The following is a 13,955-nucleotide window of genomic DNA, read 5'->3' as shown; positions in this document are numbered from 1 at the left end:
CCTGCCTACTTCGTTACTAGCTTCGAGTCGGGCGCGAAATTCCCCAGCACCGCTCGATCGAGAATGCGGTTCCTCGGCTCTGTCACACGCAGGCGATAGATCCCGGAGAAGTCCAGATCGCGAGCGACAAAAATGGAGACGAGCTCGCCCTGGTGCTTGTTCAGCGTTGGCGCGATGTTGATGGATTGCTCGACGGCGATCGCGGCAGCCTGCTGCCCCGCGCTGGTCGTGTTTTGCGCATCGACGTCACTATCCTGAACCCGGCTGTTCGCGTAGGTCGTCGCATCGCCGACGATGGAGAGAAGCAGGGCACTGCCGAACCGTTCCCACCAATGGGTGTCGACATAGCCGTCGATGCCGGCGCGGCCGAGCGCATCGGTCGCGGGAGACGCAAGCGTGACGATCACCCCCTTCGGCGTTTTGGCGCGGTTCCATAGGACGAACAGTCGCTTCTGCCCCCGTTGCAGCCCGCCTCGATATTCACCCACGACCTGGGTGCCCTTCTCCATGAGGACGACCCTGCCGTTGTCAGAGAGAACGTCTCGATTGATCACGCAGCTGCTGAATCCGGGTTGGTCAGACGCGAGCGCGGTTTCGAGCACGCAGGGGATCGACGTCCCCATTGCGACGATGAAGTCACGATTGCCAAGCGTCCCAGCGCGTGATCCTTCGAGTTTCGTCGGCCGCAGCAGTCCGTCGAAGCGCTGCTGATCGCTATTTTCTTGGTTCTGGCTCATCATGTTGCCGTCGAGGGGCAGGAAATTGCTGTTCGCGCTCGTCTCCGAGCTATCCCCCTCCCGGCGTTGCGTGGCATTCTTCTGGCTGCCGCTGAAGGCCATGACCGGCGCGCGACGGGCGGAGTCGAGCAATTCATCCTTCGCCTCGGCAACAGGTTCCACAACCGGCGTCGGGAGCTTCACTTCCGGGACCGTCTGCTCCGGCTCGGCCTTCTCCTTCGCTGCCTCGAATGGTGTTGTTTGACGGATGACAATGCGTTCCGGCTGTGCGCTGTCGTCTTTGGCCTTTTTCCCGCTTGTCGACCAGAGGGCGAATCCGACGAATGCCACGACCGCGAGCGCCACCGCACCTCGCTTCAGGACGGGACTGTTGTCGATGCGCCGGCCTGTGACCGTTTCGGCCCGCTCACCGGGAATGCGGGTTTCATCTTCCTGGGCCATAGCCTCCCCTTCCCTACTGATCGGCGCCATCGGTCTTCACGATGCGTTCGACCGACGGCGAGGTCGTGTTGGTGTCCGGATTGATGCCGACGCGGTCGTAGGCCTCGTTGAAGACGCACAGCACGTCCTTGCCCCGACGCAGGATGAACTTGCGGCTGATTGCGTGCACCATCACAAGGTTGCCATCGACGGATTTCGGAACCAGGCTCTCGGAGCCATCGGAGTTTTCCATGTAGATGGCGGGCATTTCCTGATTGCCGACGAAAGCAAAGGTCGTGACCTTGCCGTTGTCATAAACGCTCTGCGGTTCAAGGGCCTGGGCACCCTGTGCCGAATAGCGCCAGTTGCGCGGCCCATAGGCTTCATGAAGCGCAAGCACATTGTCGGCTTCCTTCGCCTGGTTCGCGAGCGCGCGGGCCGAGGCCTGCCGCCGGCGCTGTTCGGCCTCGTCACCGGGATAGCGGAACTTGACATAGAAGTAGGTGTTCTGCCCGACCTCAACGGAGCCGTCGCGGACCGTGAGCTCCATCTGATAGCTGCGCGTCGAGCCGTCCCGGCGCGTCGTCACCACGGAAATGTTCGTGACCGGCTGATGCTCGCGTGGCTTCAGGAACAGGATGTTGCCGGCCGGCGCCACCTCCCAGGCGACGCTGTTGCCGAGCGCAACATGGGCGATCTCCTCATCGGCTGCGAACTCGACCTGCACGGAAGAGCGCAGTGTGCCGACAATCCTGATGATATTGTAGGGCTGGTAGTTCACGAACCTGACACGACTATCCTGGGATGCGCCGCGTGGGATATCGAGTGCAAAAGACGTGGAGGCGGACCCCATAAGGAGAGCCGCGGCGACGATGATCTTGCAATTCAATTGATAGCCTCCGGATCGGCGCGGTATTCGCTAACCGCGAAACCAAGTGGGTTCACCAGCCGGTCCGTCGATGACATCGGGGCATTGGCATAGGAATAGGTGAGGGTCGCGACCCAATGGGACGTGCGAACCTCGTCTCCTCGGGTGACGGTCCGCATGTAGCGAACCGAGATCACGTTTTGATTGATCAGTGAGATCGAGGCGATGTTGATCCTTGCCGTTGCGGCGCGGCTGTACGTGTTCTGCGGGGATTCCGGATTGCTCCCGCGATAGATGGCGGAGAACCGGGCCTGCTCGGCTTGCGTTGACAGCAGCGCGATCGTGCGGAAGTTCTCCTTTGCCTCGCTCCAGACGTAGCCTTCGCGCGCGCGAACATATTTAGCCGCGAAATATTTGGTCACGGCCTCGTCATAGGTTCCGGCCGTGGAAGTCAGCGCCGACACCACATCGACGATGCCCGTCGAATTATCAACGCGCACGACGAAGGGCTCTACGGTCTTCAACGGCGTAAGGCCAGCGACCGCGAAGACGGAAACGCCTGCGATGACGCCGGCGGCGATGGCAATCGACCAGGCGATCCGGTTCGACCGCTCGATCTGCATCATTCGATCCTGATCGAACCGCCGGGCCTTTTCGAAGTAGCTCTTGAGGTTATCTGTCGAAACCATGCCGTCACCCCGCGCAACGGCGTTGGGAGCCGTCGATATCAAGGTGGGCGAATGCGGTCGGTTCCGTGCCCTCCTCAGCATAAGGCGTGGCCGAGGTTGACGGTCGCCGATCCGACTGCTGTGACTTCAACTTGCTGTCACCTTCCCATTCCCACATCGCCCGATTCAACGGCCGGCGAGAATAGCCGTCGCATTTGGGGAGCGAATAGGTCAGCGAAGCGCACCCTCCGAGTGCAACAAGTATGGCAAGAAGTACGGTGGTCTTGATCATATGACGGGCCTTTTCTTATTATTGAGCGGCGCTCATGCACCGACGCTTCTCGAGCCGAACGCACTGCCGGCGAGGCGCGCGGCGCGGCCAACCATCCGACCTGCGGAGCGAGTCCCCTTGGCGAGCACGCCCTCATGCGCATCGCGTGCGGCGCCGTGGCCGTAGGCCAGCGACGCGCCGCCGGACGCCAGCGCGGAAGCGATCGTCGGCAGCTGGTAGAACACATACAGGGCAGCAATGCCGATGGCGCAAAGTGCGATCGGCCGCATAAGGACGTCAGTATAGGCATCGATCGCCGTGAAGGTGGAATCGAGGCAGGAGATCAGCAACGCGCCGACAGCCACGACGAGGACCTGAAGGATCGCGAAGTTGGCGAGCTGGCCAATCCAGGCCTCGGTGAAGCGCCGCGTCGACTGGAACATAGCCAGTGCGATGAAAATCGGCCCGATGGCCAGCACGATGGCAAGGGCCAGCCGAGCATAGAGCGAGACGACGTAGCCGATACCGGCGACCAGAAAACTGACACCGATCACCATCATGCCGCCGACACCCGTGACGATGTCGACCGGCCATGACGCGCGTGACCAGATGTCGGTTGCCGAAGCCTGGCCCTTGTCGAGCAGACTATCGAATGTGCTGGCGCTGGGCGTCGTGCCGGTGTTCAAAGCCTGTGCGATCTCACGCGGCAGGATATCGAAGAAGACGTTCGTGACATAGGTCTGGTACTCGCCGCCGTTTTTTACGAGCAGGACAATGATCGCGAGCTTGATCGCCCGGAAAGCAAATTCCAGAACCGGTTCCTGCACGGAGCCGCGCAGCACAAGATAACCGTACAGAATGACGTAAAGCGTCACGGCTGCCGTTAGCGGGCCGGTCACCCATTCGGCAATGTTCGACGTCCCCTCGGAGACAAACATTTCCAACGGGCGCTTGAACTGTCCGTCGACGAACTCGAACACCTGATACATGGGTTTCAGCCTCCCAACGCCTTGCGCATCTTTTCAAGGCGGAGCTTCCCGTCGGCCGCTTCCGCGTTCTGGCAATTGGCAGAGCCGCGCAGTTCGCCCGGATTGTTACGGCACTCCGCCATGATCCGGGACAGCAGTGCTTCGTCGGCGGTCAGTTGGTCGACGGAATAGGACTGCTCGGAGCAGGCCGCGAGGAGAAGGAGCACGGCAAGAAAGGGAGATCGCCTCATTGCAGCGCCGCCTTCATCGCATCCATGCGCTGGCGCCAGTCCTCGGCCTTGCGCTGTTCATCGACCTGGTTCTGCGCCTGCTGCACCATGCGCAGACCTTCCATCCGCAGCACGTCGGTCTGGAGAAACGCCTGCTCGGCCTGCAACCGCGCCTGCAGGTCGGCGATGTCCTTGGCATCGCTTGCCGTCGAAATCTTTTCACGAAGCTGGTCGATCCCGTCGATGCGCTTGGTGGCAGCGTCGTAAATCTGCTGTCCGAGGCTCATCTGACCCGCGTTTTTGTTCTGTACGCGCGCGAGTTCCTTGGCGTAGAAATCGTCGGCGTCGGTACGATAGGTGGAGTTCCCTTCCAGGAACTTCGAGGCGGAGTCCTTGAACACGCCTGTTCCATCGCCCTTGAGCAGCCCCTCGATGGCGGCGAAATCCGATGGAAGCGCCTTGCGGATCGCCGGGTCGTTGAGCACGCTCGCGACGTCAGCCATGTCGGTCAGCTTGTTGAGGGAACCGTAGAGCTCTTGGGCCTGCTCGATCTGCTTGTGCAAGGCCTCCAACTGGTCATTCAAGCGCGCGATGCTCTCGATGTGTTTTAGGATTGCCGTCTGGTCAATGACCGGAATCCCCTGCCCCGACGCGCCGCCGGCGGAAAGGACAAGCACTGCCGCGAGCGCCGCGCCATGAAGTCTATAGGATGCCATCAGCTTGCGCTCCTTCTTGCCTGGAAAACGGGAAGCCAGTCTTTTGGATCGTTACCGACTTCACCGCGGATCGCGTCGAGCAGCTCGACATTGGCCGTACGGCCGGAGAGGATCGCGAGTTCGTCGTCGAAGCCGTTGAGATTCAGTTCGGCGACGACGCTGTTATGTCCCTGCTTCAACACAAACCGCCGGCTCTCGACGGAGAGTTCGCGGGCGATCAATTCGTATTCGCGTTCCGTGAGCTTGAACCCCTCCACATAGTCGGCACGGTTGCCGCGGGAGTTTGGCAGAAAGATCTGCGTCGGGCATTGCTCGATGATCGTGTGCGCGATCGGCGATATCAGTGCGTCGCGCAGGCTCTGCGTGGCGAACAGCATAAGCCCGTTCTGCTTGCGGATCGTCTTCAGCTTGTTCTGTGCGAGGTCGCGGAAGCCCTCGTCCTGCAATGCTTTCCAGAATTCGTCGATGACGATGATGATCCGGCGACCGTCGATCAGCTGCTCCACGCGATGAAAGAGGTACGCCATCAGCGGGGTGCGAATTTCCTCATTGTCGAGGAAGTCCGTCATGTCGTAGCCGATGAACTTACCGTTGCCTCCCAAATCGCCGAAACCGATATTCTCGATGACATTGTCGAAGACCCAGCCGAGCGGCCCGCCCCTTTCCCAGCGCCGCAGCCTCGCCGCAATCCCCTCCAGGTCCGTGTTGTTGAGGAAGGTCCGCAGGGCGCCGATCGTCCGTTGCTCTGTCGGCAGATCGGCAAGTCCGTCGACGGCGCCGGCGATATCGCGAAGTTCGGTGACGCTCAGCTCCCTCGTGCCGGACCCGACAAGCTTTCCGACCCAACGGGTCAGAAAGACCTTGTTCTCCGGTGTGAGGTCGAGGGCCTTGAGGGGAGCGCAGCCAGTGGGAGTGCCATTCTTGAGGGGGAGATAGGTGCCACCGGCGGCGCGGACATAAAGGTCCGCGCCGCGGTCCTTGTCGAAGAACACGACGTGCGGATCGTGTTTTTCGAGCTGCGACAGCATGAAGTTGACGATCACGGTTTTGCCGGCGCCGGACGGGCCGCACATTAAGGTGTTGCCGAGATCACCGTGGTGGAGGTTGAAGTAGTAGGGCGAGCCTGACGCCGTCTTGAGCAACGCGACAGCCGGTCCCCATTCGTTGCCGTCCTTCTGCCCGATGGGATAGGAGTGGAAGGGTGAAAGGGCCGCGAAGTTGCGGGAGGTTATCGCGCCGGATCGGGCGCGGTAGCGGAAGTTGCCCGGCAACTGTGCCCACCAGGCGGACTCGAGACCGAGATCCTCGCGCGCCACGACCGCCCCGCCGTTGGTCAGGCTGGCACGGGCCTTGGCTAGATTGTCCGTCAATTCCTTGACCGAGGCGGCGAAGACGGCGAGCGTCAGGTGATGCTCGCCGAGCACGAACCGGTTCGATTCCAGATCGTCCATGGCGTCATCGAGCTCGCCGATCTGCGAAGCCGCCTTGTCGCCGCTGCTGACCAACTGGTTCTGCTTGCGGCCCATGATGACCCGAGCGTCCGCCTTCGAAGCGAAGCAGAAGGATTGCGAGAGGATCAGTTCGAAGGGACTGGTCAGTACGCCATCCAGCATTCCCGTCCTGGTGCGGGCGGGATATTCCTTGATGCTCAACATGCCGGCAAAACGGCTTTCCGCCTCATGGCGGATTTCGATCGTCTCGCGTCCGATGATGACGCGGTCGGAGTAGATGGCCGAGGAAATCCGCCCCTCGGTTAACGGGACCGGCTCGCGCCGGCCGCCGACCAATTGGTGAAGCACCTCGCTCGGCTCGGAAAATAGCAGTCCATCATGATTGTAGAGAGAGAGCACGCGTGGCTCGAAGCGATTCAAGCCGGCAGTAACGTCGACGAGTTTGTCCTGAAGCTGCTTCAGCGCCTCCTCGTCCAATTCGATGCCGGCACGGCTTCGCTGCCGCAGTCGAGATAGCAGCTTCGCGGCCTTGTCCGCCGGATCGCGCGCCGGCGACCAGAGGACGGTCAGGTACAGATCGTTGCGGAACAGATCCTCGCGGACCATACGCTCGCGGTACTTTTCGTTGAGCGCGGCCGAAAAAGATGTTGCGAACGTTCCGTCCGGATAATCACGATCGCGACGCCGAATGAGATGAGTCCACAAGGCAAGCCGTTCATCCGCGATGTTGCGATAGAGCGTGTTCAGATCGCGATGCAGCGCGTTGAGGTCGAGGACATCGGCAGTCTCGAAGGACACGCCTTCCAGCGCCACCATGACCATCAGCGTACGGGAGTCGAGTGCGATCGTCGTTTCGTCGACATGTCGCACATAGGGAATAAAGGTTTCCGGCGTGAGTTCGCGCGACTTGAGCGTGGCGACGCTAGGCATATCCGAGATCCCTTTCGTCAAAGCGGCGGACGAGCTTCAGCGGCGAAAGCGTAGCTCCGCCCCAATAGCCGCCGTTCCGGGTCCGGCCGCGCGTCTCCACCCAGGCCACCAGGATCCGGAACATGTTGTGGTCGTGTTTGACCAGAGCCCGAAAGACGAAATGGAAGACGACGCCGACGAGCGCATAGGCGACCGAGCCGGCCGCGAGGTAGAAGATCGTGGTCGCCATGACGTTGATGCCCATGGCCTCCATCGTGACGCCCGCGATCATCGCCGGGCGTGTGCAAGCGATGAACAGAGTGTCTTCCTCGAGTTCGGGTCGCGGGGCGGCCATCTGGTCAGTTCCCGATGATCGTGCTGACGAGTTCTGAGGAGCCGGCGATCACGCCGATGCCGACGATCCAGTAGCCGGCGCGGCGCAGGTCCATGTAACCGAACATCCAGGCGAGCGCGATCAGGATAACGGCGATGGTGGCGAACAACCTGAAGATGTTGCCCTGCAAAAGGTCGACGACGTTCTGTAGGATCGTCTCGATGCCGGCGGCCTGCGCAAAAGCCGGTTCGACCAGCATCGCCACCACAGCGAGTGCCATCGAAGACGAGGCCGCAAATGCGCGGATACGGGAACTGAAAGTCATTCACTCTGCTCCAATTGATTGTTCTGAAACACCAGGACGGAAGAACCGCGCCGGCAGTTGAAAACGTCCCATGTGGGCGTTGAAGCGATGGCAGTAGTCTTCTGCTCGGAGTTCTCCGACGCCACTTCTGCGACCACATCGGCGGGGCTGGAGCCGACAGGATCGTCATTCCCCCTCCCTTCCCCCGTATCCGTGATCGTCAGCCGGGCGATGGTAGGACCAAGCCGTTTGATTTCGCGGCGAACCTGATCGTCGTAGTTCACCATTGCGCCCACCGATGGATCGGCACGGCCATAGTAGGACTGGAGCATCACCTGCTCCGCCCTGGCAGGATCTGCGCCGGCCTTGACGGCCAGACGGTAATACCCGTCCAGCAGCGTGGCCGTGGCTTGCAGGTTCAGGCAAGGATCGAAGGCGTCGGAAATGGAGAGCTTCAGCTTTTGAAGCTCTTCGACCCCGATGCCGCCGAGACCGAGTTGAATATCGTGATGTTCGGCCACCAGCGATGTGGCGATCTCGATCGCCTTAGCCTTCGATGCCGGCTGTGTCTTGAGCGGTTGGCCGCTGTTGATGCGAATGTTGAACGGCGCGAACCGACTTTCGAGACTGACGACGCCAGCCAGTGTTTCGGACGCAACAAAGGGTGCACAGGTCTGCGCAAAGTCGACGAAAACGATGGGCATGTTTAGAACCAGACCCTCTGCTTGCCGACGCCGTCGATCGTCACATCGATGTATCGCGGTTTCTCACGGACCAGTGGGCGGTTCAGGGTGTAGGCCATGCACTGGTAGCGGCCATCAATTTGCTGCCAGCGTGGCGAGATCGCGGAGCCATTGCTCCCGCCGGCATTGTCCGGGTCCCGGCGGCAAAGACTGTCGCTCACCGGCTGCATCGACGTCGACACGCAGGTTCCGTCACGCCCGCTCGGGCCATAGCCCGCTGACAGACGGTAGCCGTCGTTGCAATAGTAGGGTTCGTATCGAGGGCGGGAACTTTCGAAGCCAATGCCGCTGCAGGTCGGGAAGGAACGGCCCTTTGCGAGCCATCTCCAGAGCTTCTGGATAGGCGGCCGGCACTCGGCGTATTGTGTCGGGCCACCGGGATTGGATAGGCACAGGATAACCTGGCAACCCCATTCATCGGCACGCGCACTTCGTTCGGAACTCAGATATATTGATCCGAACCCTAACGCCGCTATGACCGTTCGAAAGAAAAGGCTCTTCATGCCCCCTACCCTCCGATTGAAATTTCGTTGAACTGGATGCGAAGAATCGTCTCGCCCTAACGTTCATACTGAACATTTATTGGATAGTTAAATCGATGGCAAGCAAATTGAGTGACCGATGGCAAACACAAGCATTGTCTGTCTTCGCGGTGCGTGAAATCCTCGACAAACCGCTAGAAGATGAGAGCGCGCAATCGCGCATCAAACAAATCGGAATGATCAACATCCTCTATATGATGCACCAGGCACATGAGAGACTAACCCTCTCAAAGATCATACAATTTACAGGAATGACGCGCGGCGGCGTCATTGAAACCATTGACTTTCTGGTCAAGCGTGGGGTCCTGACAGAGACGCTCGGGAAAAACTCCATGGGTCGAGGGACAGCCCGGCAATTTGAGTTCGCTGCTCAGGTGTTTGAGGCGATGCGTTCTGCCGCGGTGACTGAAAATGGCTGATTTTACTTATCATGTTTTTTAAGATACGGCGGCTGGGGTTGACGACCCCGACTTCGGACCGAGTAACTAATTCCTGAATGGAAACCCGGTGTACGTTCCGAAATATCCGACTCAGACATTTTGCAAGCTGAAGCGCGTCTCTGTTGATTGTCAGCAGATTTCGAGCCAGGCCTTCATTTCGCTGCAACCCGCTATCAGGCCGAAATAACGCATTGTGCGCAACCGTTTAGGCGGTGAAAAATGGAGCGGTGCCAAGTGGAAATACGGATCAAACCCTGCCGAAAATCAACAACTACGGGCAAGTTTTTCCAGTCGCTGGAGTTTATCCGTCGCGATGGAAGGCGGGGTTTTCAGGTTGAGGTCGAGGGGTTCGTTTTTGGGGCGTCAGCGCCCCGTCGGCTATGTCGCGAGCCGCGGGATGCGATCCAGGACGATGCGCAGGATGCGCTGATCGGGGCAGGATGTCGGCAAGTGCAGGCGGATCTGGGTTTTCATCTCGACCACCCGCGCGGCAATCTTGATGACCCGGGCAGCGCGGATCGTCGATGCAGCGCGCCAGACGGTCGGCCACATGTAGCCGCTTGCCCACCGCAGCCAGGGCCAGAACACCACTGTCGCACGACAGCACGCCGCCATCAAAACGCGCGACGACGGGCTTGCCGCCGACTGATGACAAACCGGGCAGCGCTAGCGTAGGATCATTCATGGCGGATGTGGTCTCCGGAAACGACACGGATCGGCTTAAGCAACCAAATCCTACGTCATTTCAACGGTTTGAACCACAGCCGCCAACCCCTCATGAATTCTTCGGGTTAGGTTTACTTCTCCAGCTAGCTTCTCCAAAAAGTGTGGGCATGGATCAGTGTGTGGATAGCAGACAGAACGACCGCCTACCCTGGTTCGCCATGGCTAGGCGGCCACAGAAACAGCGATTGCGAACTATCGCGTGACCAAGTCCGCGCCAAACCATTTCAGACTGATCGCCTTCAGCGTGCCGTCCCCCGCAATAGCCTGAATGGCACCGTTGAACTTATCCGCCAAAGCCGCGTCGTCTTTTCTAAGGCCTATCCCGACCCCCGGTCCGAACAGTCCGCCCGAGATGCGCGGTCCGTAAAGATGAGCCGACCTTCCATCATTGGATTCCAAGAATGCCTTCCAAACGGAAAAATCCGCTAAGCCACCATCGATCCGACCAGCTACGAGGTCAAGATTGAGGTTGTCCTGTTTGTCGTAGGTGCGTAGCTCGACAGTATCGCCAAAATAATCTCTGACGAATGCTTCAGCGTTTGTGGAGCCTTGTACACCGATTGAACGCCCTTTCAGGTTTGCTTTCAGGTCCGCCAAGACGCGCTTGCTTGCGTCTGTCTCTGTCGTCAGATCAAGCTTCGACGTGCTCTCCACCGCCGGCAGGTCGAGGGATTTTGAAACAACGAAGTAGTTGGAGGTCAACGCATAGGGCTGCGAGAAGGAAATGACCCGCTTGCGCTTTTCGGTTATCGACATTCCTGCCATGATGGCGTCGTATTTTCCTACCGTTAGAGCGGGAATAATCCCATCCCAGGCTTGGGTCACAAACTCGCATTTGAGATTTGCCCTTGCGCACAACGCTAGGCCGACATCAACGTCATAGCCAACTGGCTGCCCGGACGCATCGACCGAGTTCCAGGGCGGGAAAGCCCCCTCCGTGGCAATTCTGATCGTCCTCACCTCCTCAGCCCGGGCCATTCCGGCCAAAAGGCCTAGAATTACAACAGCAGTTGTGAATTTCAGGATATTCATATGGCTCCCCCTTCTGGGATTTCGATGCGGTCTCAGGTGTAGATTCTCGGTATGTGATCGCGCAGGCCCGCATAGATGCCGACGACATCTGTCCCCCAAAGCGCGGCAATTTCTTCATGCGTGATGACTTCGTCGCCCTGCCTGCCGAGCAGTACGACCTTGTCACCGAAGCGGGCATCGGGAGCGTTTGAGAGATCTATTCGCACATGTTCGAGATGAGCCGGCGGCAAGAGACGGGCTCGCGTTCCGCCCACGAGCGCTTCGGCACCAGGCGGAACTTGCCTAGGCAGGCCGTCCCCCCAGCCCATGCCGAGAACACCGAGCTTCATCCCCGACCGAAAACCTGGAAGGTCCGGGATCGGGCCAAGGGACGCATCGAGGTGTTTAACGGCGACGATGGTGGTGCAAATCGTTTTTAGGGCTGGTTGCAACACGGCACGGCGAACAGGTGCATGACTTTCCGGTAGTCCAACAAAAAGTGCACCCGGATCGACAGCGTCCATGTCCATTTCCGGATAGGCGAGGACGCCCTCCGTGCTCGACATCATGGCGACGACGGGTCGCTCTCCACACACCTCAGCCTCGGCGAGGATCGCCCGCATCCGGTGAAGTTGTATCCTCGCATCGGATGGTATTGAGGTTGGAAGTTCGCTCATGTGCGCATAGATTCCATCGACCTGCACGTCGGAATACGCGTTCGCCGCGGCAAGCAGTCGGCCCGCCTCCTGTGGCGATGCGCCCGCGCGGAAAAAGCCCAAGTCGGCCTTGATGAACACATGGGTTTTTGTCATCGCCGCGCGCCAACGCTCCAGTTCATCGATACTGGAGACGCTTACCGTGAGGTCGAGCTCTTCGATCATCATCCCTGCCGCTGGCAAGGCTCCGGGGTATAGAAGGATGCGCTGATCAGCCCCCATCCTTCGGATCGCCATGGCGTCGAGAAGCGACGCTACCGCGAACCCGTCAACCCCCTCCGCCGCCAGCGTACGCGCGACCGGGCCGGCACCACATCCGTATGCATTCCGCTTCAGACAAGCGTAAATGCTGACATTCTTAGGCAGGACCGATCGAAGTTCGCGATAATTGTGCCTGATTGCCCCCAGGTCGATTTCGTACCAGCTTCCTCGCAGGAGGGCCGCCTCTGCACAACCGAGGTCATAACTTTCATTGAAAGGCGACAGGAGAGCGGTCATCGCGCCACCTTCTCGATTGCGTAACCCTCCGAAGGCGGGATGTTCTTACGGTTGTCGTTCTCTGCACGAGCGCGACTTTGGTGACTGGCGATACCTCGCTCCAACCGCCCAAAAAGATGCACGACCACGAATGTGATCCCCAGATAGATCAACGCCGCCGAAATAAAGACCTCATAGGGCGAGAAGGTCTGCGCAACGATCCTTCGCGCTGTGCCCGTCAGCTCCATCATCGTGATGGTGCTGGCGAGCGAACTCGCCTTCAGCATCAACACCACTTCGTTTGCATAGGCCGGCAACGAGATACGAAAGGCGACAGGTAAAACAATCCGCCTGGTCCGAAGCTCGTAAGACATCCCCAGCGCCTTCGCCGCTTCGACCTCACCTCGCGGCACGGCACGTATGCCACCGCGCAGGATTTCGGTCGTATATGCTGCATGGTTAAGGGAAAACGCGATCAGCGCGCACCACCAAGGCTCCCGCAAGACCGGCCAGACAAAACTCGCGCGGATCCACTCGATTTGGCTCGCGCCGTAGTAGATGAGAAAAATCTGAACGAGGAGCGGTGTTCCTCGAAATGCAAACGTATAGAGCAGGACGGGGCGCGATAGCCCGGTAGACCCTGACGCGCGCATTAGCGAAAGCGGAAGTGCGATGACGAGACCAAGCAGAACGGAAGCTGCTGTGAGCTGGACGGTCAGGAGCGCCCCGTCGAGCAGAAGGGGCAGAACGTCGAGAATAAGGTACCATTCCATGTCGATTTCTCAATCTGCAACGCGGACGCCGCGATTTGCGCGCCGCTCAAGTAAAGTCAGCCCAGCCAGCGATACGGAGGTGAATGAGAGGTAGAGGCCGGCAGCGACGGTGTAGAAGGTGAGTGGATCGTGGGTTGCGCCCGCTGCAACACCGGTCTTGCGCATTAAGTCCTCAAGCCCCACTACGGAGATGAGAGCAGTGTCCTTCAGCAGCGTGAGCCAAAGGTTTCCTATGCCTGGCAATGCGTACCGCCACATCTGGGGGAAGATCACCAATCGCCACGTATGCATCTTTGACAAGCCGAGCGCATGCGCCGCTTCGATCTGACCGGTCGGCACCGCACGGATTGCTGCCCTGAAGACTTCGGTCGCGTAGGCGCCGAAGACGATAGTCAGTGCAAAGACGCCGGCAGCGAAAGCATCGACTTCGACGTAGCGGCCGAACACCGCGGTCATCGCAACCGTACCGCCAAAGTATAGAATAAGGATGATGAGGAGTTCGGGGACACCGCGAATGATCGTGGTGTAGACGTCCGCCAATCGCCTGAGGGTCTGGGAGCGGCCGAGTTTTGCCTGTCCGTCGTCAAATGAACTGAGACTTTTCGGGCTTTGGAAGAGCGGAGTTTCCGGCTCGGTTTGCGGGTTGATTTA

18 protein-coding genes and 1 pseudogene are annotated in these 13,955 nt (G+C 59.6%); 1 reads left to right on the top strand and 18 read right to left on the bottom strand.

Going from position 1 to position 13,955, the window contains the following annotated elements; all coding sequences use genetic code 11:
• Nucleotides 1-5: 5 nt before the first annotated feature.
• From virB10 to AKG11_RS27325, 12 genes are read right to left on the bottom strand one after another with little or no spacing between them, the layout of a single operon-like run.
• Nucleotides 6-1,178 (bottom strand): type IV secretion system protein VirB10, encoded by a 1,173-nt coding sequence (virB10, locus tag AKG11_RS27375; protein ID WP_050746190.1) that lies wholly within the window; start codon nt 1,176-1,178, stop codon nt 6-8.
• 13 nt (nt 1,179-1,191) lie between these two features.
• Nucleotides 1,192-2,034: a P-type conjugative transfer protein VirB9 gene (virB9, locus tag AKG11_RS27370; RefSeq protein WP_037406294.1), complete on the bottom strand. Its 843-nt coding sequence runs from the start codon at nt 2,032-2,034 to the stop codon at nt 1,192-1,194.
• Nucleotides 2,035-2,042: 8 nt separating this feature from the next.
• Nucleotides 2,043-2,714 carry a VirB8 family type IV secretion system protein gene (locus AKG11_RS27365; RefSeq protein WP_050746189.1) on the bottom strand — a complete coding sequence of 224 codons (672 nt, stop codon included), beginning with the start codon at nt 2,712-2,714 and terminating at the stop codon, nt 2,043-2,045.
• Nucleotides 2,715-2,718: 4 nt separating this feature from the next.
• Entirely contained in the window at nt 2,719-2,985 is a 267-nt protein-coding gene (locus AKG11_RS35490; protein WP_082342688.1) for a hypothetical protein, read from the bottom strand.
• A gap of 32 nt (nt 2,986-3,017) precedes the next feature.
• Nucleotides 3,018-3,953, bottom strand: coding sequence for a TrbL/VirB6 family protein (locus AKG11_RS27360; protein WP_050746188.1), 936 nt, complete (start codon nt 3,951-3,953; stop codon nt 3,018-3,020).
• Between the two features lie 5 nt (nt 3,954-3,958).
• On the bottom strand, nt 3,959-4,183 hold the full coding sequence (locus AKG11_RS27355; protein WP_023517507.1) for an EexN family lipoprotein: 225 nt from the start codon (nt 4,181-4,183) through the stop codon (nt 3,959-3,961).
• Nucleotides 4,180-4,878 (bottom strand): P-type DNA transfer protein VirB5, encoded by a 699-nt coding sequence (gene virB5, locus AKG11_RS27350; RefSeq protein ID WP_023517506.1) that lies wholly within the window; start codon nt 4,876-4,878, stop codon nt 4,180-4,182. The genes AKG11_RS27355 and virB5 overlap by 4 nt, the downstream gene beginning before the upstream one ends.
• On the bottom strand, nt 4,878-7,259 hold the full coding sequence (locus AKG11_RS27345) for a VirB4 family type IV secretion/conjugal transfer ATPase (protein ID WP_050746187.1): 2,382 nt from the start codon (nt 7,257-7,259) through the stop codon (nt 4,878-4,880). The genes virB5 and AKG11_RS27345 overlap by 1 nt, the downstream gene beginning before the upstream one ends.
• Entirely contained in the window at nt 7,252-7,593 is a 342-nt protein-coding gene (locus AKG11_RS27340) for a VirB3 family type IV secretion system protein (protein WP_050746186.1), read from the bottom strand. Before AKG11_RS27340 ends, AKG11_RS27345 begins: the two co-directional genes overlap by 8 nt.
• A gap of 4 nt (nt 7,594-7,597) precedes the next feature.
• Nucleotides 7,598-7,897 (bottom strand): TrbC/VirB2 family protein, encoded by a 300-nt coding sequence (locus tag AKG11_RS27335; RefSeq protein WP_050746185.1) that lies wholly within the window; start codon nt 7,895-7,897, stop codon nt 7,598-7,600.
• Nucleotides 7,894-8,580 carry a lytic transglycosylase domain-containing protein gene (locus AKG11_RS27330; protein WP_050746184.1) on the bottom strand — a complete coding sequence of 229 codons (687 nt, stop codon included), beginning with the start codon at nt 8,578-8,580 and terminating at the stop codon, nt 7,894-7,896. Before AKG11_RS27330 ends, AKG11_RS27335 begins: the two co-directional genes overlap by 4 nt.
• A gap of 2 nt (nt 8,581-8,582) precedes the next feature.
• Nucleotides 8,583-9,122 carry a hypothetical protein gene (locus tag AKG11_RS27325; RefSeq protein ID WP_050746183.1) on the bottom strand — a complete coding sequence of 180 codons (540 nt, stop codon included), beginning with the start codon at nt 9,120-9,122 and terminating at the stop codon, nt 8,583-8,585.
• A gap of 95 nt (nt 9,123-9,217) precedes the next feature.
• Here AKG11_RS27325 and AKG11_RS27320 point away from each other — a divergent pair, with 95 nt between their 5' ends.
• Nucleotides 9,218-9,580 carry a transcriptional regulator gene (locus AKG11_RS27320; protein WP_050746182.1) on the top strand — a complete coding sequence of 121 codons (363 nt, stop codon included), beginning with the start codon at nt 9,218-9,220 and terminating at the stop codon, nt 9,578-9,580.
• Nucleotides 9,581-9,979: 399 nt separating this feature from the next.
• On the opposite strand, the gene AKG11_RS35485 is transcribed toward AKG11_RS27320, so the two are convergent.
• The 6 genes and pseudogenes from AKG11_RS35485 to AKG11_RS27295 all read right to left on the bottom strand — a co-directional run bounded on the left by AKG11_RS35485 (nt 9,980) and on the right by AKG11_RS27295 (nt 13,952).
• Nucleotides 9,980-10,075, bottom strand: coding sequence for a transposase (locus tag AKG11_RS35485; RefSeq protein WP_245290253.1), 96 nt, complete (start codon nt 10,073-10,075; stop codon nt 9,980-9,982).
• A gap of 31 nt (nt 10,076-10,106) precedes the next feature.
• Nucleotides 10,107-10,286, bottom strand: a pseudogene (locus AKG11_RS33825) (IS1380 family transposase); the annotation flags it as partial.
• Nucleotides 10,287-10,519: 233 nt separating this feature from the next.
• A complete protein-coding gene (locus AKG11_RS27310) occupies nt 10,520-11,359 on the bottom strand; it encodes a transporter substrate-binding domain-containing protein (protein WP_050746180.1) in 840 nt (279 codons plus the stop codon).
• Nucleotides 11,360-11,391: 32 nt separating this feature from the next.
• Nucleotides 11,392-12,552, bottom strand: a complete 1,161-nt coding sequence (locus AKG11_RS27305; RefSeq protein ID WP_024270316.1) for an alanine racemase — start codon at nt 12,550-12,552, stop codon at nt 11,392-11,394.
• Nucleotides 12,549-13,304, bottom strand: a complete 756-nt coding sequence (locus tag AKG11_RS27300) for an ABC transporter permease (RefSeq protein ID WP_050746179.1) — start codon at nt 13,302-13,304, stop codon at nt 12,549-12,551. Before AKG11_RS27300 ends, AKG11_RS27305 begins: the two co-directional genes overlap by 4 nt.
• Nucleotides 13,305-13,313: 9 nt before the next feature.
• Nucleotides 13,314-13,952: an ABC transporter permease gene (locus AKG11_RS27295; RefSeq protein WP_082342686.1), complete on the bottom strand. Its 639-nt coding sequence runs from the start codon at nt 13,950-13,952 to the stop codon at nt 13,314-13,316.
• Between the last annotated feature and the right edge of the window lie 3 nt (nt 13,953-13,955).

Source organism: Shinella sp. SUS2, assembly GCF_001262505.1.
Taxonomy (GTDB): Bacteria; Pseudomonadota; Alphaproteobacteria; order Rhizobiales; family Rhizobiaceae; genus Shinella.
Note: the sequence above shows the minus strand (reverse complement) of the source record. Positions and strands in the feature narration are given on the sequence as shown.

Coding starts and splice junctions, on each gene's coding strand:
- AKG11_RS27355 (WP_023517507.1), bottom strand. CDS start 4,183: ATGAGGCGATCTCCCTTTCTTGCCGTGCTCCTTCTCCTCGCGGCCTGC.
- AKG11_RS27365 (WP_050746189.1), bottom strand. CDS start 2,714: ATGGTTTCGACAGATAACCTCAAGAGCTACTTCGAAAAGGCCCGGCGG.
- AKG11_RS27360 (WP_050746188.1), bottom strand. CDS start 3,953: ATGTATCAGGTGTTCGAGTTCGTCGACGGACAGTTCAAGCGCCCGTTG.
- AKG11_RS35485 (WP_245290253.1), bottom strand. CDS start 10,075: ATGAAAACCCAGATCCGCCTGCACTTGCCGACATCCTGCCCCGATCAG.
- virB10 (WP_050746190.1), bottom strand. CDS start 1,178: ATGGCCCAGGAAGATGAAACCCGCATTCCCGGTGAGCGGGCCGAAACG.
- AKG11_RS27300 (WP_050746179.1), bottom strand. CDS start 13,304: ATGGAATGGTACCTTATTCTCGACGTTCTGCCCCTTCTGCTCGACGGG.
- AKG11_RS27310 (WP_050746180.1), bottom strand. CDS start 11,359: ATGAATATCCTGAAATTCACAACTGCTGTTGTAATTCTAGGCCTTTTG.
- AKG11_RS27325 (WP_050746183.1), bottom strand. CDS start 9,122: ATGAAGAGCCTTTTCTTTCGAACGGTCATAGCGGCGTTAGGGTTCGGA.
- AKG11_RS27330 (WP_050746184.1), bottom strand. CDS start 8,580: ATGCCCATCGTTTTCGTCGACTTTGCGCAGACCTGTGCACCCTTTGTT.
- AKG11_RS27340 (WP_050746186.1), bottom strand. CDS start 7,593: ATGGCCGCCCCGCGACCCGAACTCGAGGAAGACACTCTGTTCATCGCT.
- AKG11_RS35490 (WP_082342688.1), bottom strand. CDS start 2,985: ATGATCAAGACCACCGTACTTCTTGCCATACTTGTTGCACTCGGAGGG.
- virB5 (WP_023517506.1), bottom strand. CDS start 4,878: ATGGCATCCTATAGACTTCATGGCGCGGCGCTCGCGGCAGTGCTTGTC.
- AKG11_RS27320 (WP_050746182.1), top strand. CDS start 9,218: ATGGCAAGCAAATTGAGTGACCGATGGCAAACACAAGCATTGTCTGTC.
- AKG11_RS27335 (WP_050746185.1), bottom strand. CDS start 7,897: ATGACTTTCAGTTCCCGTATCCGCGCATTTGCGGCCTCGTCTTCGATG.
- AKG11_RS27345 (WP_050746187.1), bottom strand. CDS start 7,259: ATGCCTAGCGTCGCCACGCTCAAGTCGCGCGAACTCACGCCGGAAACC.
- AKG11_RS27305 (WP_024270316.1), bottom strand. CDS start 12,552: ATGACCGCTCTCCTGTCGCCTTTCAATGAAAGTTATGACCTCGGTTGT.